This window comes from Streptomyces sp. NPDC038213, assembly GCF_055600495.1.
Genome location: NZ_JBVJYM010000006.1, coordinates 98269 through 116281, shown reverse-complemented (window position 1 = coordinate 116281; position 18013 = coordinate 98269). Strand labels below are relative to the sequence as shown.

The 18013-nt window shown below is 76.9% G+C and carries 17 protein-coding genes; 9 read left to right on the top strand and 8 right to left on the bottom strand.

From position 1 onward, the window contains the following. Window positions 1-371: 371 nt before the first annotated feature. The 4 genes from ACZ7JZ_RS12065 (at window position 372) to ACZ7JZ_RS12050 (ending at window position 6503) form a co-directional block, all read left to right on the top strand. On the top strand, window positions 372-1214 hold the full coding sequence (locus ACZ7JZ_RS12065) for a hypothetical protein (protein WP_470936726.1): 843 nt from the start codon (window positions 372-374) through the stop codon (window positions 1212-1214). Continuing rightward, window positions 1214-3418: a bifunctional serine/threonine-protein kinase/ABC transporter substrate-binding protein gene (locus ACZ7JZ_RS12060; RefSeq protein ID WP_470936723.1), complete on the top strand. Its 2205-nt coding sequence runs from the start codon at window positions 1214-1216 to the stop codon at window positions 3416-3418. Before ACZ7JZ_RS12065 ends, ACZ7JZ_RS12060 begins: the two co-directional genes overlap by 1 nt. A gap of 171 nt (window positions 3419-3589) precedes the next feature. Beyond that, window positions 3590-5812, top strand: coding sequence for a bifunctional serine/threonine-protein kinase/ABC transporter substrate-binding protein (locus tag ACZ7JZ_RS12055; RefSeq protein ID WP_470936720.1), 2223 nt, complete (start codon window positions 3590-3592; stop codon window positions 5810-5812). 112 nt (window positions 5813-5924) lie between these two features. After that, window positions 5925-6503, top strand: coding sequence for a GNAT family N-acetyltransferase (locus tag ACZ7JZ_RS12050; protein WP_470936717.1), 579 nt, complete (start codon window positions 5925-5927; stop codon window positions 6501-6503). A gap of 7 nt (window positions 6504-6510) precedes the next feature. Here the strand turns inward: ACZ7JZ_RS12050 and ACZ7JZ_RS12045 are convergent, their stop codons facing one another. Next, window positions 6511-7476 carry a Rossmann-fold NAD(P)-binding domain-containing protein gene (locus ACZ7JZ_RS12045; protein WP_470936714.1) on the bottom strand — a complete coding sequence of 322 codons (966 nt, stop codon included), beginning with the start codon at window positions 7474-7476 and terminating at the stop codon, window positions 6511-6513. A 70-nt stretch (window positions 7477-7546) separates the two neighbouring features. Between ACZ7JZ_RS12045 and ACZ7JZ_RS12040 the strand changes: the two genes are divergently transcribed. After that, entirely contained in the window at window positions 7547-8482 is a 936-nt protein-coding gene (locus ACZ7JZ_RS12040; RefSeq protein ID WP_470936711.1) for a LysR family transcriptional regulator, read from the top strand. A 35-nt stretch (window positions 8483-8517) separates the two neighbouring features. On the opposite strand, the gene ACZ7JZ_RS12035 is transcribed toward ACZ7JZ_RS12040, so the two are convergent. Continuing rightward, window positions 8518-9063: a GNAT family N-acetyltransferase gene (locus ACZ7JZ_RS12035; RefSeq protein ID WP_470937413.1), complete on the bottom strand. Its 546-nt coding sequence runs from the start codon at window positions 9061-9063 to the stop codon at window positions 8518-8520. A 307-nt stretch (window positions 9064-9370) separates the two neighbouring features. Between ACZ7JZ_RS12035 and ACZ7JZ_RS12030 the strand changes: the two genes are divergently transcribed. Further along, the gene (locus ACZ7JZ_RS12030; RefSeq protein ID WP_470936708.1) at window positions 9371-10042 is read left to right on the top strand and encodes a DUF4097 family beta strand repeat-containing protein; all 672 of its coding nucleotides are present in this window, start codon (window positions 9371-9373) and stop codon (window positions 10040-10042) included. A gap of 161 nt (window positions 10043-10203) precedes the next feature. On the opposite strand, the gene ACZ7JZ_RS12025 is transcribed toward ACZ7JZ_RS12030, so the two are convergent. The 4 genes from ACZ7JZ_RS12025 to ACZ7JZ_RS12010 all read right to left on the bottom strand — a co-directional run bounded on the left by ACZ7JZ_RS12025 (window position 10204) and on the right by ACZ7JZ_RS12010 (window position 11873). Beyond that, complete coding sequence (locus ACZ7JZ_RS12025; protein WP_470936705.1) at window positions 10204-10494, bottom strand: hypothetical protein; 291 nt, start codon at window positions 10492-10494, stop codon at window positions 10204-10206. Continuing rightward, entirely contained in the window at window positions 10475-11113 is a 639-nt protein-coding gene (locus ACZ7JZ_RS12020; protein ID WP_470936701.1) for an RNA polymerase sigma factor, read from the bottom strand. The genes ACZ7JZ_RS12025 and ACZ7JZ_RS12020 overlap by 20 nt, the downstream gene beginning before the upstream one ends. Beyond that, window positions 11106-11258 carry a hypothetical protein gene (locus tag ACZ7JZ_RS12015; protein ID WP_470936698.1) on the bottom strand — a complete coding sequence of 51 codons (153 nt, stop codon included), beginning with the start codon at window positions 11256-11258 and terminating at the stop codon, window positions 11106-11108. Before ACZ7JZ_RS12015 ends, ACZ7JZ_RS12020 begins: the two co-directional genes overlap by 8 nt. Before the next feature lie 132 nt (window positions 11259-11390). Continuing rightward, the gene (locus tag ACZ7JZ_RS12010; protein WP_470936695.1) at window positions 11391-11873 is read right to left on the bottom strand and encodes an FxLYD domain-containing protein; all 483 of its coding nucleotides are present in this window, start codon (window positions 11871-11873) and stop codon (window positions 11391-11393) included. 411 nt (window positions 11874-12284) lie between these two features. Between ACZ7JZ_RS12010 and ACZ7JZ_RS12005 the strand changes: the two genes are divergently transcribed. Continuing rightward, entirely contained in the window at window positions 12285-14993 is a 2709-nt protein-coding gene (locus ACZ7JZ_RS12005; RefSeq protein WP_470937410.1) for a CBM96 family carbohydrate-binding protein, read from the top strand. Here the strand turns inward: ACZ7JZ_RS12005 and ACZ7JZ_RS12000 are convergent. After that, complete coding sequence (locus ACZ7JZ_RS12000; RefSeq protein ID WP_470936692.1) at window positions 14974-15261, bottom strand: hypothetical protein; 288 nt, start codon at window positions 15259-15261, stop codon at window positions 14974-14976. The two genes, ACZ7JZ_RS12005 and ACZ7JZ_RS12000, sit on opposite strands and share 20 nt — an antisense overlap. A 158-nt stretch (window positions 15262-15419) precedes the next feature. Further along, window positions 15420-16307: a hypothetical protein gene (locus ACZ7JZ_RS11995; protein WP_470936689.1), complete on the bottom strand. Its 888-nt coding sequence runs from the start codon at window positions 16305-16307 to the stop codon at window positions 15420-15422. A gap of 145 nt (window positions 16308-16452) precedes the next feature. Here ACZ7JZ_RS11995 and ACZ7JZ_RS11990 point away from each other — a divergent pair, with 145 nt between their 5' ends. Both ACZ7JZ_RS11990 and ACZ7JZ_RS11985 read left to right on the top strand, forming a co-directional pair. Continuing rightward, window positions 16453-17289: a trypsin-like serine peptidase gene (locus ACZ7JZ_RS11990; protein WP_470936686.1), complete on the top strand. Its 837-nt coding sequence runs from the start codon at window positions 16453-16455 to the stop codon at window positions 17287-17289. A gap of 66 nt (window positions 17290-17355) precedes the next feature. Next, the gene (locus ACZ7JZ_RS11985; protein ID WP_470936683.1) at window positions 17356-17913 is read left to right on the top strand and encodes a DM13 domain-containing protein; all 558 of its coding nucleotides are present in this window, start codon (window positions 17356-17358) and stop codon (window positions 17911-17913) included. Window positions 17914-18013: the final 100 nt, after the last annotated feature.

Below are 18013 nucleotides of genomic sequence, written 5' to 3'. Positions count from 1 at the left end.
CTGCCACTTGCCACGTGCCACGTGCCGCCTGCCGTCCCGGCGCGACCGGTGCGGGGGCCGCTGTACGTACCCGGCCGCCCCGGCCGCGGCCCGCGCGGGGTACGTCCCCGCAGGCCCGGGGCGCGGCCCGAAGATCGTATCGGCCGCCTTCGGGGGATTGGCGGGATTCCCCGCGCGGGCGCCGCCGCGCCGCTAGCATCGGCGCCGTGGGGGGTCACGAATACAACAGACGCGGCGCGGAGGGCACTTCCGCGGGCCCGCGCTCCAAGCCCGTAGCCCGGTCGTGTCAGGCCGGAGCGCGTGACACCGGCTCACGCGAATCCGCATTACCCGGAGCCGGGCCGAGCGAACTCCGTCCGTACGCACCCCGGTTGATCCGTACGCGGCCCGCCCGCGCCCCCCTGGCCGCGGCCGTCTCCCTCGCGGCCCTCGCCGCGCTGGCCGCCTGCACCTCCGCCCCGGAGCGCTCCGCGCCGTCCCCGTCGGGCAGCGGGCCCGCGTCCCCCGCCCCCTCCGCCGTGCCGGGCGCCGGCCAGTCGCCGCCCGCCCCCGGCTCCACCGGGCTCATCCCGCTCCCGGTCGTGGACGAGGCGAAGGTGCCCCGCGATCCCGCCGCGGCCCGCGCGCTGCTCGCCAAGGTGATCGCCACCGCGCAGATGATCGGCCCCGACGTGGTGCCGAGCACCCCGTACGAGAGCGCGCCCGGGATCATGCCGTACCTCGACCGCGACTGCGTCTGGCAGACCGGGGCGCCGCCTGCCGACGTCCTCGCCACCGGGAGCCGGTACTTCCACATCCCCGCCGCCGACGGCAAGGGGGCCGTCCAGATCAGCGCCACCGTCACCGTCCACCGCACCCGCGCCGAGTCCGCCTGGGAGATCGCCCGCTCCATGGAGGAGGTCATGCGCTGCCCCGACCAGCAACTGCGCGCGGACCAGCAGGTCAAGGACCTCTTCGGCACCACCCTCCAGGGCGGCGAGTACACCAACCGCACCACCGAGGACACCTTCACGGAGTACGGGAACTTCCACGGCACCCGCGAGGGCGGCCCGCACCCGTACACCTGGACCCAGGCCCAGTACGGGCCCGTCACCGTCGCCATCGCCCTCAAGGGCTCCTCCGGCATCGTCCGCGACGACCTCCAGCAGCCCGGAGCCTACGGGCTCACCTGGATGATGCAGCGCGCCCGCAACGAGATCGGCAGGGCAGGCTGATGGAACCCCTCCTCCCCTCCGATCCCTCCCGCATCGCCGGGTACCGCCTGCTCGGCCGCCTCGGCTCCGGCGGAATGGGCGTGGTCTACCTCGGCCGGACCGCCGAGGGCGCCCTCGCCGCCGTCAAGGTGATCCGCGCCGAGCACGCCGACGAGGCCGACTTCCGCGCCCGGTTCCGCCGCGAGGCCGCCCTCGCCGCGCGGGTCCGCAGCCCCTGGGTGGTCGAGGTGATGGGCGCCGACCCCGACGCCCCCGAACCCTGGCTCGCCACCGCCTTCGTCCCCGGCCCCTCCCTCGCCGAGGCCGTCGCCGCACACGGCCCGCTGCCCCTGCACAGCACCCGCGTACTCGGCTCCGCGCTCGCCCGCGCCCTGTCCGTGCTCCACGCCCGCGACCTGGTCCACCGGGACGTGAAGCCCGCCAACGTGCTCCTCGGCCTGGACGGGCCGCGGCTCATCGACTTCGGCATCGCCCGCGGCGGCGAGGACACCGCCCTCACCGCCGCCGACGCCGTCATCGGCACCCCCGGCTACCTCTCGCCCGAGCAGGCCTCCGGCCGGCCCGTCGGCCCCGCCGGCGACGTCTTCTCCCTCGGCTGCCTGCTCGCCCACGCGGCCACCGGCGCCGCGCCGTTCGGCACCGGAGCCGTCGACGCCCTGCTCTACCGCACCGTCCACGACGAGCCCGACCTCACCCCGGCGGAGCCCGGCGCCCGCGCCCCCCTCGACCCCGGGCTGCTCGCCGTGCTGCGCGCCTGCCTGGCCAAGGACCCGGCGGACCGGCCCACCGCCGAAGAGGTCGGCGAGCGGCTCGCCGAGGACGTCCCCGGCGGCTCCGACTGGCTGCCCGACCCCGTCGTCGCCGCCATCGCCGCGCGCGCCGCCCTGCTGCTCGCCCTGCCCGGCATCGAGGACACCCTCGCGGACAGGGGCGCAGGGGGCGTAGGGGGCGCGGGCGGCGAAGCGGGACCCGCCGCCCCCGCCCGCCCCGGCCGGCGCCGCTTCCTCGCCCTCGCGGGCGGTGCCGCCCTGCTCGCCGCCGGCGGCGGTACGGCCGCCTGGCTGGCCCTGCGCGAGGACGGCACCCCCCGCCGGGCCGCCCCCGGCCCCGCGCCCCGCCGCTGGACCATCGGCCTGCACGCCGACCTGACCGGGCCCGGCCGCGCGGCCGGCCGCGCCCAGGAGCGCGGTCTGCGGCTGGCCGCGGCCGCCTTCAACTCCCGCAAGGACAGGCCGTTCAGCCTCTCCGTGCGCACCGCCGACGACCAGGGCCGCGCCGACCGCGCCGCCGTCGCGGCCGCCGCCCTGATCCGCGACCCCGACGTGCTCGCCGTCATCGGGCCCACCGCCAACCCCTCCGTCCTGCCCGTCCTGGAGCAGTACGCCGAGGCCTCCCTGCCCCTGCTCACCGCCTCCGCCGCGGCCTCCGTCTTCGGCGTCGCGGACCGCAGCTCCTTCTTCCAGGCCTGCCCGCCCTCCGGCACCCACATCGGCGCCATCAACGTCCAACTCGTCGTCAACGAAGGCGTGCGCACCCTCGGCGTCCTCTGCGACCGCGACGGGGACACGGACGCCTGGCAGACCGCCTTCCTCTCCGACCGCGTCGTGAACGCCTTCGTCCCGCAGGCCAGGGCCTACCCGCGGGTGGTCCCGCGCGGCAAGGACGAACTCGCGCCGGTGATACGGGACATGCTCGCCCAGGGCATCGACGGGTTCCTGTACACCGGCACCCCGCAGGGCGCCGCCGAGGCCGCCCGGGCTCTCGCGGCCCAGGGCTTCCGCGGCCCGCGCGCCGCCGAGTACCTCGTCGCCGTACCGGAGTTCCTCACCGCCGCGGGCCCCGCCGCCGAGGGCTGGTGCTTCCTCGCCCCCTACACCGGCCCCGAGGCCCCCGAGGTCGCCGCCGTGGCCCGCGCCCACCGCGCCGAGTACGGCACCGCCCCCGCCGTCTGGACGGCCGAGGCGTACGACCTCGCCCAGTTCGTATCCGCCGGGCTCGCCGCAGCCGCCCGCGGCGGCCGCCGCCCCACCCGCGCCGAACTGCTCACCGCCCTGCGCAGGGACGGCCACCGCGGACTGGTCAAGGAGTACGCCTTCGACGGGGAGGGCCGCGTCAAGGGCGTCACCTCCTTCCTGCACCGGGTCCGGGACGGCCGGATCGCCTACGCCGGGCCGGTCCCGCAGAGCCCGCCCGCCAAGGGCTAGTGCCGTGACCGGAAGGGGCCACCGGCTCGCGCCGCCCGGCACGGCACCCCGCCGCGTCCTCGGAGCCGCCCGGATACGCCCGGCGCGAGGGCGGTCCTCCGCCCCGCGATGCACCGCACCCGACGCCGCGAGCCTCCCGGCGAACCCCTCCGGTCACAGCATGGGCCGTCCGTGCGGCCGCTGACCGGGGCGGACCCCTCCGCCGTCGCCGGGCACCGGCTGCTCGGCCGCCTCGGCTCCGGCGGCATGGGCACCGTCTACCTCGGGCGCTCGCCCGCCGGGAACCTCGTCGCCCTGAAGGTCATCCGCGCCGAGTACGCGGCCGACCCCGCCTTCCGCGCCCGCTTCCGGCGCGAGGCCGAGGCCGCCGGCCGGCTCGCCGGACCCTGGGTCGCCCACATCGTCGGAGCCGACCCCGAGGCCCGCGAACCCTGGCTGGCCACCGCCTTCTACCCAGCCCCCTCGCTCGCCGAGGCGGTCTCCCGGTACGGTCCGCTGCCCGCACCGACCGCACGGGTCCTCGGCATCCGCCTCGCCGAGGCCCTCACCGAGGTGCACGCCGCGGGCCTCGTCCACCGGGACGTCAAACCGGGCAACATCCTCCTCGCCCTCGACGGCCCCCGGCTCATCGACTTCGGCATCGCCCGCTTCGCCGGCGCCACCGCCCTCACCGCCACCGACGCCGTCGTCGGCACCCCCGGCTACCTCGCACCCGAACAGGCCCGCACCGGCGGCCCCGGCACCGACCCCGCCGCCGACCTCTTCGCCCTCGGCTGCGTCCTCGCCTACGCGGCCACCGGCCGGGGCCCCTTCGGCACCGGGCACGCGGCCGCCGTGGTCTTCCGCACCGTCCACGAGGACCCCGACCTGACCGGGCTCCCCGCGGAACTCGCCGGCCCCGTCCGCGCCTGCCTCGCCAAGGACCCGGACCAGCGCCCCACCGCACCCGAACTGCGCGCCGTCCTCGCCGCCCGCGGCGAACCCGGCCCCGACTGGCTCCCGCCCGCCCTGCCCCGCCTCATCGCCGAGCGCTCCGCCCGGGCCCTCGACCTCCCGGCCCCCGACCCCACCCGCGCCCCGGGCGGCGGTACGGGCTCCCGTACCGGGGGCGGCGCCGGATCCGCCGGGTACCTGGCCGGACTGCCCACCGCCGCCCCCGCCGCCGCCCCCGTCCGCCCGGCCCGCCGGGCCCTGCTCGCCGCCACCGCACTGGCGGCCGTCGCCGCCCCCGTGGCCTGGTTCGCCACCCGGCCCCGCTCCTCGGGCGCCGGCAACGGCACCGGCGTCGCCTCCGGCACCCCGCGCACGCTGCCCGTGCGCACCCTCGCCCTCCAGGCCGACCTGAGCGGCCCCGGCCGGGCCGCCGGACTCGCCCACGAGCGCGGCGCCCGCATCGCCGTCGACCGCCACAACGCCCGTACGGACACGGCCTTCCGGCTGCGCCTGCGCGTGGCCGACGACCGCGGGGACCGGGCCCTCGCCGAACGCACCGCGCGCGGGCTCGCCGCCGACCCGGCGGTCCTGGCCCTGATCGGACCCACCTGGCAGGGCGCCGCCGACACCGTCACCGCGGTCTCCGTCGAGACCAGGCTGCCCGTGGTCTTCGCCTCCGTGGACGGCACGGCCCTCACCGCGGTCCAACTCGACACCGTCTGCCCCACCCGGGCGGGCGACAACGCCTACGCCGAGGGCGTCATCCACCGCCTCAGCCGCGGGGGCGCCCCCGGCAAGCTGCGCACCGCCGTGGTCCACGACCCGGGGGGCGGCCGCATCGCCCGCACCCTCACCGGCACCCTGGAGACCGCACCTCCTGCCGGGGGCACCCTGACGGTCCACCGCCTCGGCGCGGACGGCGCCGGGATCGACGAGGCCGTGCGCGCGCTGCGTGCGGCCCGCGCCGAGGCGGTGGTGTACTCCGGCACCTCGCCCGAGCGCGGCGCCCGGCTGGCCCTGGCGCTGGCCGCATCCGGGTTCACCGGGCCGCGCATCACCGTCCAGCAGGTCATGGAGCCGGCCTTCCGCGCCGGCGCGGGCCGGGCCGCCGAGGGCTGGCTGTTCAGCGCCGTGTTCTCCGATCCCGCCGCAGTGCCGGCCGCCGCCTGGTTCACCGCCGCGTACCGGAAGGCCCACGGGACCGCGCCCGCCCGCTGGGCCGCGGAGGCCCACGACGCGGCCGGCCTGCTCGCCACCGCCCTCACCGGGCTGGACGAGGAGGGCACGAGCCGCACCGCACTCGGGCTGCGGATGTTCCGCATCCCGTACGAAGGCGTCGCCAAACGGCTCCAGTTCGGCCCGGAGACCCATGTGCTCGAACACCGGAAGACGTCGTTCCTCTACCGCGCCGTTGCCGACGGGTTCCGCTTCCTCGGCCCCTACGCCGACGCCCCGGACTGAGCCGTCCCCGCCGCGGCGGCCGGGCCCTGAAGCGGGACCGAAACTCCCGGCCGCGGGCCCGCCGCCCGGGATATCCTGCGCCGGTCCGGCCAGGCCAGGGAGGTCCCACCGCATGTCCAGCACACCGTCCCCCACCCCCGGGGCGCCCGCGCACGCAGCGCACCCGGCGTTCCCCGACCGGATCGAACTCACCGGGGAGGGTCTCGTCCTGCGCGACTGGACGGAGGCGGACCTGCCCGCGATGCCGGCCCTGTTCGACGACCCCGACACCGCCCACTGGACCCCGATCGTCACCCCCTTCGACGCGGAGGCGGCCCGGACCCGCCTCGCGCGCGCCCGCACGCTGCGGGCAGAGGGCTCCACGGTCCTGCTCGCCGTCACCGAGGACGGCCGCGAGCCCCTCGGCGAGATCATGCTGCGGCGCTCCCCCGAGGGCACCGAGCTCGGCTACACCGTCGGCCCGGCCCACCGCGGCCGCGGACTGGCGGCGCGCGCGGTACGGGTCATGGCCGCGTACGCCTTCGGGGAGCTCGGCACCGACCGGGTGGTCCTGGAGCTGGAGGCCGAGAACGCGGCGAGCGCGGCCGTGGCCCGCAAGGCGGGCTTCCGGCTGCTCGACGTACCGCTCATCGAAGGCGAGGAGAAGGGCCGCCCCTTCCTCCTGCAGACCTGGGGGCTCGACCGCCCCTGACCCGGCGTCAGACCAGGGCGGCCAGGGTCTCGTCCACCGCCCCCGGCAGCCAGTCCGCCGTGCTCGAGAAGCCGAAACCCAGCTTCTCCGCACGGGAGTTGTCCATGGCGTAGTGCCGGTCGAAGGAGAAGGGCGAGGCGGGCGAGCCGGGGGCCACGGTCCGCAGGACCGGCTCCCGCCCGGCCCGCCGACCGACCGCCGCCGCCAGTTCGTACACGTCGTACGCGCCGTGCGAGCAGGCGTTCAGCGGGCCCGTGAAACCGCTGTCCACAGCCGCCCAGGCCAGCAGCCGGGCCAGCTCCGCGTAGTGCACGAACACGCTCGGCAGCGCCGGCCGGTGCACGTCCACGGGCAGGCCCCGGGAGATCCGCTCCGCGTAGTGCGCCAGCCGGCCGGTGAACTCCTGCGCCCCGCCCCCGAGTACGTGGGCACTGCGGACCGCGGCGAACGCGAAGCCGGACCCGACCCCCGCGGCCCCCGGCCCGCCCCCGGCCGCGCGGGTGAGCACCGCCTCGGCCTGCCGCTTGCCCTCGCCGTAGTGCGCCTCGCGGAACGCGCCGTCCTGCCAGGGGAGTTGCAGGTCCACCGGCCAGCCGGCCGGGTCCACGGCCGACTCCGGCACCGGGGTGCCGGGCGGCGGGAGGGCGGGCAGGCGGGCCCTCGCGGGGTCGTAGACCTCGATGGTGGAGGTCATCACGTACCGGGCCGTCCGCCCCCGGAAGGCGCGGGCGGCGGCCGCCGCCTGCACCGGGGTGTAGCAGACCTGGTCGACCACCGCGTCGAAGGTCCGGGCCCCGAGGGCGGCCGCCAGGGCCGCCCCGTCGTCGCGGTCGGCGACCAGGTGCTCCACCCCGGCGGGCGGGGGAGCGGAGCCGCGGTTCAGAAGGGTGACGCGGTGTCCCGCCGCCTGGAGCCCGCCCACCAGGAGCCTGCCGAAGTAACGGTTTCCGCCGATCACGCAGATGCTTTGCATGGGCCCATCGTGGCCTCCTACAGTCATCAGCAGAACTACCGACCTGATGGTGACGCCCCAAGGAAAACTGTTGATCGACGTACAGCGGCTGCGCGTCCTGCGGACCGTCGCGGAGCACGGCAGCTTCAACCGGGCCGCCGCCGCCCTGAGCCTGACCCCCTCCGCGGTCTCCCAGCACGTCGCCGCCCTGGAGCGCAGCCTCGGCACCCCCGTGGTCGAGCGCAGCACCCGCGGGGTGACCCTGACCCCCGCCGGCCGGATCATGGTCGGCGCCGCCGAGTCCGTCGCGGCCGAACTCGCCGGGGCCCGGCGGCAGGTGGACCGCCTGGCCACCGGGCGCACGCAGTTCACCCTGGCCACGTTCACCAGCGGGGGCCGCGCCCTGCTGCCCGCCGCCCTGGCCCGGCTCGCGGCCGGGCACCCGGGCCTGGAGGTGCACATCCGGGAGGCGGAGCCCGAGGACAGCCTGCCGCTCGTGCGCCGGGGCGCCGCTGACGCGGCCCTCGCCTACCGCTTCGACGGTCCGCTGCCCGGCGGCCCCGGCCCCGCCCCCGAGTGGATCCCGCTGCTGGCCGACCCGCTGTACGCCGTCCTGCCCGCGGCCCACCCCCTCGCCGGGCGCGCCGTGCTCGACCTTGCCGAACTGGCCGCGGAGCCCTGGGTGCTGGGCTGCCTGCGCACCGAGGCCTACCTGCGCCGCCACGCCGAGCGCGCCGGATTCGCCCCGGAGGTCCGCGGCACCACAACCGACTACTTCTTCGCCCGCACCCTGGTCGCCGCCGGCCTGGGCGTCACCCTGACCCCCTCGGTGGCCCTGGACCCGCCCGTCCCGGGCCTGCGCAGCATCCCCCTGGCCCCGCCCGCCCCCGCCCGCCACATCGGCCTGGCCGTCCGGGCCGCAGGCCGGCACCCGGCCCTGCCGGCCCTGGTCGCCGCCCTGAGGGGGCGCGCCGCACTCCTCGACGCGGCCGCCGGGCGGGACGGGGGCCACGAGGCGCCCGGCTGAGGCCCCGGGCCCGGCCCCCGCCTCTCGCCGCCGGGTCAGATATCGCCCTGGACCAGGGCGTGCAGGTGCTCGTCGTGCCAGCCGTCCTCGTGGAGCAGCGCGCTGCGCATGGTGCCCTCGAGAGCGAATCCTGCCCGCGCGGCCACCCGGCAGGACGGCGCGTTCGCCACGGCGTGGCACAGCCTGAGCCGGTGCAGCCCCAGGTCCTCGAACGCCCACCGGCTCAGGCGCCGCAGGGCTCCGGTGGCGGCGCCCCGGCCGCGGCCCGCGGGCAGCAGCCAGTACAGGACCTCCGCGCTGCCGCCCGCCAGGTCGATATCACCCCACCCGATCAGGCCCACGGGCTCCCCGCCCCCCGCCGGGGCGAGGGCCCACAGGGCGCTCTGCTCGCCGCGCCAGCGCTCGTGCATCCGCGCGATCCGCTCGCGCGCCTCCCCGGGAGAGGCCACGACGAGCCGGTTCCACTGGCGGATGGCCGGTTCCCGCCCGGCGGCGACCAGGGCGCCGGCGTCCGCGGCCCGCCAGGGGCGCAGCTCCAGGCCGCCGGACAGGGCGAGGACGGGCTGCTCCATGGCGGCCATGCGGCCGGCCGGGACGACGGGGGGTATGGGCGAAGTGATCATCAGGGCATTGTGCCGGGCCTCGCGCGGGCCCGGCCGGGCCCGCACGGGGATCCGGTAGGCGATCATGGCGTTCACCTTCAGGTCGTTGCAACGAACTCCTTCGGGAGTGTTGCGTTAATCTGGTTCCCGTTGCAACGATTTATAGGCTCTGAAATGGGCAAATGATCGAAACGCTAGGTGTTCTTGTTGCCGTGTCTTCGAATGCAACGTAGCGTTTCTGGTGTCAGAAAGGCTAAGTCGCGGAATGCGGAGCAGGGAGTACGCCATGGAGAAGTTCGAGACCGCCGCCCCCATCTCCGCCGTGGTGGACATCCCCGCGGGGCGCGTGCAGCTGATCGCCGCGAACCGCGGCGACGCCACGGTGGACGTCCGGCCGCTGATCCCCTCCAAGGGGCGCGACGTGAAGGCGGCCGAGCAGATGACGGTCGAGTTCTCCGACGGGGTGCTGCGGATCGCCGCCCCGGCGCCGAAGAACCGGTTCCTCGGCAGCTCGGGCTCGGTCGAGGTGACGGTCCAGCTCCCGGCCGGCTCCAGCGCCGAGGTGAAGGTGGCCGCGGCCGACTTCCGGGCCGTCGGGCGGCTGGGCCAGGTGGTCTTCGAGGGGGCCCAGGGCGCCGTCAAGATCGACGAGGCCTCGGGGCTGCGGCTGGCCACCCAGGCGGGCGACGTCTCGGTCGGCCGGCTGGGCGGCTCCGCCGAGGTCACCACCGCGAAGGGCGACATCCGCATCGGGGAGGCCACGGGCGGCGAGGTGGTCCTGCAGACCCAGGCGGGCAACGTCTCCGTCGGCGCCGCCCGCGGGGTCTCCGCCTCCCTGGACGCCCGTACCGACTACGGCCGCATCCAGAACTCCCTGCGCAACTCCGAGGGCGCCGCGGCCGGCCTGAGCGTCCGCGCCACCACCTCGTACGGGGACATCACGGCCCACAGCCTCTGACGGGAGGGCGGGGCGGGAGGGCGGGGCAGGGGGCCGGGGCGGCGGGCCGGGGCGGGACCACAAGGCCCGGCCCCGCCGGGGCCTGCCCCCCCCGCCCGGCCCCGCCGCGCCGCGCCCCCCGCCCGGGTCCCGCCCCCCGCCCGCAGCCCCGCCCCCCCGGCTCAGCCGGACCGGTCCGGCGCTGCCTCCAGCGTGCAGGCGCCCCCTGCCGTGCAGGAGCGCCGCAGGCGCCCCCGCGAGAGGGTCTGCACGAGCCCCACCGTCCAGCACACCGGGCAGCCCCGCAGGGCCAGCACGCCCACCGGCAGGAGCAGCAGCCCCACCGGCCCGTGGGCCGCGGCCAGTGCCATCCCGCCCGCCAGGCCGCCGAAGCCCAGGACCCCGCGCACCAGGTGCCGCGGCAGGGAGGCGCTGGAGAAGTCGGGGCCCGTGTCAGAGGCCCGCGCGTTCACGCGTACCCCCCCTTCCGGCGGGGACGGGCCGGGCGGGGACGGCTCCCGCGGGCACCGGTTCGGCGAGGGCCGTACGGACCGCCGTACGGGCCCGGTGCAGCCGGGACTTCATCGCGGCCGTCCCGATCCCCAGCGCCTCCGCGACCGCCCGGCCGCCCAGCCCCTGCACGTCCCGCATCACCAGCACCCGCCGCTGGTCCGCGGGCAGTCCGGCGATGGCGTCCGCCACCCGCCCGGCCTCCAGCCGCTGGAGGAACTCCTCCTCCGCCGAGGGCCCCGAGGGCTCCCGGCCCGGCCCGTCACCGGTGTACCCGCCCGTCGGACCCAGGGGGACCGGACCCCGCCCCACCGCCCGCGCCCGCCGCAGGCACTCGTTGCGGACGATGCGGAACATCCACGAGGCCAGCGCGCCCGAGGCCCGTAGGCTGCCGATCTTCCGGTACAGGATGATCAGCGCCTCCTGCGCCGCGTCCTGCGCGTCCTCGGGGGTGGCGCACAGCGAGTGCGCGAACCGCCGGACGTTCGGGTGCGAGGCGGAGACCAGCGCGGCCAGGGAGTCGACGTCCCCGCCCTGGGCCGCGAGGACGAGCCGCTCGTCCGGCCAGGACCCCTCAGCCACGGGCCCGCCCCCGCCGCCGCAGCACCACGAACGTGCAGGTGCACAGCAGTACCGCCGCCACGCCCACCGCGATCGCCACCGTCATCTCTTCCTCCCAGCGTGTCCGTACGGGCAGCCGTACGGACATCCGTCTCGTCTCCGGCACCGCATCCGGCGTCCGCCGGTACGGGTACACGCCCATAGGAGGCCGGGCGGTGCGAAAAGGATTCACCCCCGGCGGACGGAGGTCCGCACGGGGGTGGGGGAGCGGCGGCCCGGGGCCGGGCCGGCCCCGCGCTCAGTAGCGCAGCGCCGTCGGCACCGAGGCCGTGACGGTGCCCGGGAGCTCGTGCGAACTGCGGGCCGTACCCTCCTTCGACTGGCCGGCCGGGACGTCCGCGATCGTGACGACCACCGTGTCCACCAGCTTGCCGTCCGCGTCCTTGAAGTCGACCTGCACGGCGAACGAGGAGGACGAACCCGCCGTGTTCCGCGCGGTGACGGCCACCGTGGTCCGGCCCGCGCCGTCCATGGAGGGGGTCCCGAGCGTGACCTCGTCCTTCGCGTCGATGCCGTCCTTCACGGCGGCCAGCTGCTGCTTCGCCTTGTCCGCCGCGTCCTGCGCCGCCCGCGACAGGTCCGCCGCCGCCGAGGCGGCCACCGAGGCGGCCTGGCTCGCGAGGGTGGAGCCCGGCCCGTCCTCCGAGCAGCCGGAGACGGCGCCCAGGGCCACCGCCGCGAGCAGTCCGTACGCGGCCGTCCGTGACCAGCGTCCTGCCATGTCTCCTCCAAGCGCGTCCCGACAGCCGGTTTCCGCACCAGTCAAAGCCAGATGCCTTCGCCCCGCACCCCGGGACGGGCCGCCGCACTCCTGCGCACCAGATCCCGCAATTCGCCCCTACCGGGGACGGAACGCGCATATCCTTCGCCCGTACGGGCGAAGGCCGCAGACCTGTACGCCCGTACCGCCGGACGTCTCCGTTCGATTCCGTCACGGACCTGGGGGGCTCTCATGCGTGGACCGAGAAGACCGGAAGAGCCGGGAGCACGGGGAGTGCCGGGCGCACCGGGGGAGCCGCTGAACTCCCGCAGCCCCAGGAGCCCCAGGAGGCCCAGCGGGCTCAGGACGCTCAGCAGGCCCGTAAGCCCCGCGCTCCCCAGGAGCACCGCAAAAGCGCGGGCCGGACTCGCCCTGGCCCTCGCCCTGCTCCTCGCCGCCGCGGCGGCGCTGCTGCCCGCCCCGCGCTCCGCAGCCCTCACCCCGCCGGTGGCCTTCACCGCCGACGCCCTGCCGACCTGGCAGACCAACGGCGTCGTCTGGGCCCTCGCACAGGCCGGGGGCACCGTCTTCGCGGGCGGCACCTTCTCCCAGGTCCGGCCGCCCGCCGGAGCCGCCGGATCCGCCCAGCAGGCCGTCAACTTCGCCGCCCTCGACGCCGCCACCGGCGCGCCGACCTCCTGCAGGCTCTCCTTCACCGTCGCCTCCGGCACCGCGACCGTCCGCGCCCTGACCCTCTCGCCCGACCGCACCACCCTCTACGCGGGCGGCTACTTCGGGGCCGTCAACGGCACCCCCGTCAGCAGCCTCGCCGCCATCGACGTGGCCACCTGCACCCCCCGGGCCTCCTTCCGCCCCGCCTTCTCCGCCACCGTCCGCGCCCTGGCCGCCACCGACGGCACCGTCTACGCCGCCGGGGACTTCCAGACCGTCTCCGGACAGAGCCGGCAGCGGTTCGCCGCGGTCGCCGCCGCCGACGGGGCCGTACGCCCCTTCACCGCGCACGCCGACGAACCTGGCCGCGCCGTCGAGCTCACCCCCGACGGCCGGCACGTGCTCCTCGGCGGGGACTTCTTCACCGTCAACGGCGCCGCCTCGCACGCCCTGGCCGTGGCCGACGCCGCCACCGGCGCCCTCGTGCGCGCCTATCCGGCCGGTTTCATCCCCAACGCCTCCGTGGTCAAGGACATCGAGACCGACGCGACCGGCTTCTACACCGCCAACGAGGGCACCGGCGGCGGGGTCTTCGACGGCCGCATCGCCCTCGACCTCGACGGGTTCGGGCAGCGCTGGCGCGACACCTGCCTCGGGGCCACGCAGGCCGTGCTCTCCTACCAGAGCGTGCTGTACAGCGCCTCCCACGCCCACGACTGCTCCGGCGTCGGCGAGTTCCCCGACGGCCGCCGCTACCACCTGCTCGCCCAGCCCACCACCGCCACCGGCAAACTCGGCTGGGCCCCCGACACCAACGACGGCATCGGCGAGGGCATCGGCCCGCGCGTGATGACGGTGGGCTCCAAGGCCGGCGTGCAGTACCTGTGGGTCGGCGGCGAGTACACCACCGTCAACGGCAGCGCCCAGCAGGGCCTGACCCGCTTCGCCTCCACCGGCGACACCGGCGCCCCCACCACCCCCGTCGCCAGTGCGGAGGCCGTCCGCCCGACCGCCGTACAGGTCCGCTGGCGCACCAGCCTCGACCTCGACGACAGCCGCCTCAGCTACCGCATCTACCGCGACGGCGGGGCCGCCCCCGTCGCCACGGTCGCCGCCGACTCCCTCTTCTTCCAGCGCCCGCAGGCCTCCTGGACCGACACCGCGGTCACACCCGGCCGCTCGTACACCTACCGCGTCACCGCCACGGACGCCGCGGGCAACACGAGCCCCGCCTCCGCCACCGCCGCCGTCACCGTCCCCACCGCCGTCCAGGCCTACCCCGACCGCATCCGCACCGACGGCGCCGCCCTCTACTGGCGCTACGACGACCCCGTCCTGCCCTACGCGGCCGACTCCTCGGCCACCGGCAACACCAGCGGCATCCACGTCTACTCCCCGGCCCTGCGCCAGAGCCCCGGAGCCGTCACGGGACCCGGCACGGCCATCGGGTTCAACGGCACCGACACCCAGGTCCACAGCGACCGGCGGACCACGGTCGGCGCCGCGTACACGCTGGAGACCTGGTTCCGGACCGGGACCACCCGCGGCGGCAAGCTCCTCGGTTTCGGCAACAACACCACCCGCAACAGCAGCCAGTACGACAAGCACCTGTACATGACCAACGACGGGCGGCTCGTCTTCGGCGTCTACACCGGCGCCACCCGCACCGTCACCACCCCGGCGGGCGAGGCGTACAACGACAACGCCTGGCACCACGTCGCCGCCACCCAGGGGCCGGCTGGCATGGTCCTGTACGTGGACGGCCAGATCAAGGGCACCCTCAACGTCACCGGCCACCAGAACTACGCCGGGTACTGGCACGCCGGGGCCGACAACCTCGCCGGCTGGCCGAGCGCCCCCCTCAGCACCTTCTTCGCCGGCCAGCTCGATGAGACCGCCGTCTACCCGACCGCCCTGACCCAGGCCCAGATCCGCAGCCACTACGACCTGGCCGGGGCGCCCGCCGACTCCGTCACCCTCGTCACCGCCGCCGAGGACACCTACGCCAACGCCGGAGCCCCCGACTCCAACTACGGCTCCAGCAGCTCCCTGGCCGTCCGCGGCAGCTCCGCCTACCTCAGCTACCTGCGCTTCACCCTGCCCGCGGCCCCGCCCGGCACCGTCCTCAAGTCCGCCGTCCTCCAGGTCAGGACCAGCACGCAGAGCGGCGCCGGGACCACCGACACCGTCCCCGCGGTGCCCGTCTCCGGCAGCTGGACCGAGGACGGCACCACGTACGCCAACCGGCCCGCCCTCGGCAGCCCGGCCCTCGGGAGCTTCCCGCCGGTCTCCGAGGGCTCGGCCACCCACACCGCCGCCCTCGGCACGGCCGCCCTCTCCGCCGCCCTGGGCGGCCCGTACTCACTGGCCCTGACGAGCACCGGCAGCGACGCGCTGTGGCTGTGGTCCTCTGAGGCGGCGGCCGCGGACGCGGCGCCCCGGCTGGCCCTCACCTTCGGCCCGCCGTAGCCCGCCCCGGCCCCCGCACGAGCCGCCCGCGGCCCGCCGCCCGCACCCGCCCCGCCTGGCGCACCACGCAGCGGCGCAGCTCCGCCGGGGCGACCCGGGCCCGCTGACCGCCGGTGACCAGCGCGTTCACCGGCGCCAGCGGATCCGCGCCCACGGCCTTGGCCATCAGCACCCCGACCACCAGGGGCAGCAGGGCCCCGGCCAGGGCGGCCCCGGCGAGGGTGACGTTCTGCTGGATGCGGGGGGCGCGCGGCGCGTTCTCGGTCATGGCCCCATTCGACCCGCCCGCGGCCGCCGTGCCATCGGGGCGCGTACTCAGTACGGGTACTCAGAACGCGTACGCGGGACACCGCACGTGCGCGGGTCCGCACCGCCGTACGCCCGCCTGCACCCGGTACTGGCGTACGCCCGCGCCCGGTACGGCGCTCAGCGGGACTGCGGGGCGGCCCAGGCCGCCGGGGCGTGCCGGTGGTTGCGGTGGCCGGCCGCCAGGACCGCGCGCAGCTCCGCGAAGTGGCGGGTGCCGCAGGGCAGGCTCAGCCCCTCCAGGAGGGCGAGGGCGGCCGCGGGCTCCAGGTCCCCGTACACGTCGTGGTAGCTGTGCAGCACCCCCCGGAACAGGGCCGGGTGCAGGGCGCCGATCCGGGCCGCCGCCAGGTAGGCGGGGTGCTTCACGGGCCACGGCACCGGCCCGGACACGGCGAGCACCCGGCCGGCCCGCCGCAGCAGGGCGGCGGCCCGGTCCGCGCCCGCCGCCTCCGTGCCTGCCGCTGCCTCCGTGCCCGCCGTGCCCGCCGGTGGATCCTGCGGGCTGCGCCCGGCCGGGACCACCGGGCAGCGGGTCGCCCCCGCGTCCGCCAGCCGGTGCAGCGCGCCCACCTCCCGGCCCAGCACCTCGGCGAAGGCGGCGGGGGCCGCGGTCCGGTCCTCGAACCAGTCCACCCACAGGGAATGCACCGCCGCCCGCGGCTCCCCGGGAGCCTCCAGCCGCCCGCGGTACGCCGCCCAGAACGCCCCGCGCGGCAGCGGGTCCTCGGGTGCCGCCAGCGCCAGCCCGAGCTCGCGCGCCACCCGGTGCTCGTCGAGCAGGTCGAGCAGCCCGAACCCGATGCCCAGCCGGTCGGCCGCCGCCAGTCCCGGATCGGTGAGGGCGGCCCGCGCCCAGCCGTGCGCCACCTCCGCGGCGGTGAGGACCTGTCCCGGGGCCCCGGCGTCCGCCCATGCGTCGGGGCCGACTTGGGTCAGGCCCTCGCTGCCGAGCCAGGCGCGGGCCCGCTCCGCGGCGCCGCGGATTTCGGGGGTATCCGGGTTCACGGGGCCAGTATGTGCGGCGGGGGCCCGTTCCGTCACGGGGTTCCGGGACCGGGAACCCGGCCCGGACGCGGTGCGTTCTTGCACGTGGGGCGCTGTGGGCGGGGCTCCGGCGGCGTGCGGGTGCGGAAGGGCGGGGGGCGTTCGGGTGGACAGGCGGGGCCTGGCGACTGGGGTGTTGTGCGCGGCGGCGGCGCTGGCCGTCTCGGCGGCGATGACCTGGGCCGTGCCGCCGGCCGGGGCGGGGGAGCACTCCGCCGCGGCCGAACCGGGGCCCGCGCAGCCGAAGGCTCCCCCGGGCCCGAAGCCCCCGGTCCGCCCGGGTGCGAACATCGGCACCCTCTTCGGGAAGGACCTGTCGGGCGGGCACTTCTGCACGGCGACGGTGGTCCGCAGCCCCGGACGCGACCTGATCGCCACGGCGGGCCACTGCCTCAGCGCGGGGGTCGAGGCCGGCGGCTCGGGGGCGCTGTTCGTCCCCGGGTACGCCAACGGCCGCACTCCGTACGGCACCTGGCGCATCGAGGAGGTCTTCGAGGACCCCCGCTGGTCCGAGGGCGGGGACGGGGACTACGACCTCGCCTTCGCCCGCCTCGCCCCCGACGCCCGCGGCCGGACCGTCGAGGAGGTCACGGGCGCGCAGCCGCTGGACACGACCGGGCGGACGGGCGAGGAGGTCACGGTCACGGGGTACCCGGTGGCGCGCGACTCCCCGCACACCTGCACGGCCCGCTCGGTGCTCCAGGGCCCGCGGGTCCAGCGCTTCGACTGCGCGGGCTTCACGACGGGCACGAGCGGGAGCGCCTGGACCGCCCGCGACGGCCGTATCGTCGGCGTCCTCACGGGCGGGGACACGGACGACCGCTCGACCAGTACGGTTCTCGGGCCGTACGCGGCCGAGCTGTACGCCCGCGCCACAGCCCGCGCCACGGCCCGCGCCGCCACCCGCCCGGCGCCTGGCAGCCGGAGCCCTCAGTGGCGTTGAATGCGCAGGCGCGGGCAGCGGCGGAACGATTCCGTCCGCGGTGGAGACGAGGGATGGGAACGGCACATGGGACGTGGAAACGGGCGGCGCGGGAAGCTGGTGGCGGGGGTGCTGGCGGTGGCGGCCGTCGCGGTGGCCTTCGGCCTGTACTGGTTCGAACCGTGGAAGCTGTGGACGGACAGGACCGTGCGGGAGGCGTTGCCGTCGGCCTCCGCGGCGCCGACGGCGCCGGATGCCGCCCCGAGCGGCAGTCCGCCCGCTCCGGCGGCCCCGCAGACCCTGGCGTCCGGCACGCTCGTCAGCCACGAGCACCGCACGACCGGCACGGTGAAACTGCTCCGGCTGGCCGACGGGTCGCGGGTCCTGAGACTGGAGGACCTCGACACCAGTGACGGCCCCGCCCTGAGGGTCTGGCTGACGGACGCGCCCGTGCTGGAGGGCCGCGACGGCTGGCACGTCTTCGACGACGGCCGGCACCTGAGCCTCGGCGCGCTCAAGGGGAACAAGGGCGACCAGAACTACCCCGTCCCCGCCGGGGCGGACCTGGAGGGCCTCACCAGCGTCTCCATCTGGTGCGACCGCTTCGACGTCTCCTTCGGCGCCGCCGTGCTCGAACGGGCCTGACGGGCCCCGGCGCCGGGCCGCCGGTCCGCGCCGGTCCCGCGGCCCGCCCGTACGATCTGCCCGCAGGACCCGCCCGTACGAGAAGAACGAGAGCGCACAC

Bases quoted from the DNA above. Each gene is read 5' to 3' on its own strand.
- ACZ7JZ_RS12060 (WP_470936723.1), top strand. From the start codon at position 1,214: ATGGAACCCCTCCTCCCCTCCGATCCCTCCCGCATCGCCGGGTACCGC.
- ACZ7JZ_RS12050 (WP_470936717.1), top strand. From the start codon at position 5,925: ATGTCCAGCACACCGTCCCCCACCCCCGGGGCGCCCGCGCACGCAGCG.
- ACZ7JZ_RS12045 (WP_470936714.1), bottom strand. From the start codon at position 7,476: ATGCAAAGCATCTGCGTGATCGGCGGAAACCGTTACTTCGGCAGGCTC.
- ACZ7JZ_RS12035 (WP_470937413.1), bottom strand. From the start codon at position 9,063: ATGGCCGCCATGGAGCAGCCCGTCCTCGCCCTGTCCGGCGGCCTGGAG.
- ACZ7JZ_RS12030 (WP_470936708.1), top strand. From the start codon at position 9,371: ATGGAGAAGTTCGAGACCGCCGCCCCCATCTCCGCCGTGGTGGACATC.
- ACZ7JZ_RS12010 (WP_470936695.1), bottom strand. From the start codon at position 11,873: ATGGCAGGACGCTGGTCACGGACGGCCGCGTACGGACTGCTCGCGGCG.
- ACZ7JZ_RS12000 (WP_470936692.1), bottom strand. From the start codon at position 15,261: ATGACCGAGAACGCGCCGCGCGCCCCCCGCATCCAGCAGAACGTCACC.
- ACZ7JZ_RS11985 (WP_470936683.1), top strand. From the start codon at position 17,356: ATGGGACGTGGAAACGGGCGGCGCGGGAAGCTGGTGGCGGGGGTGCTG.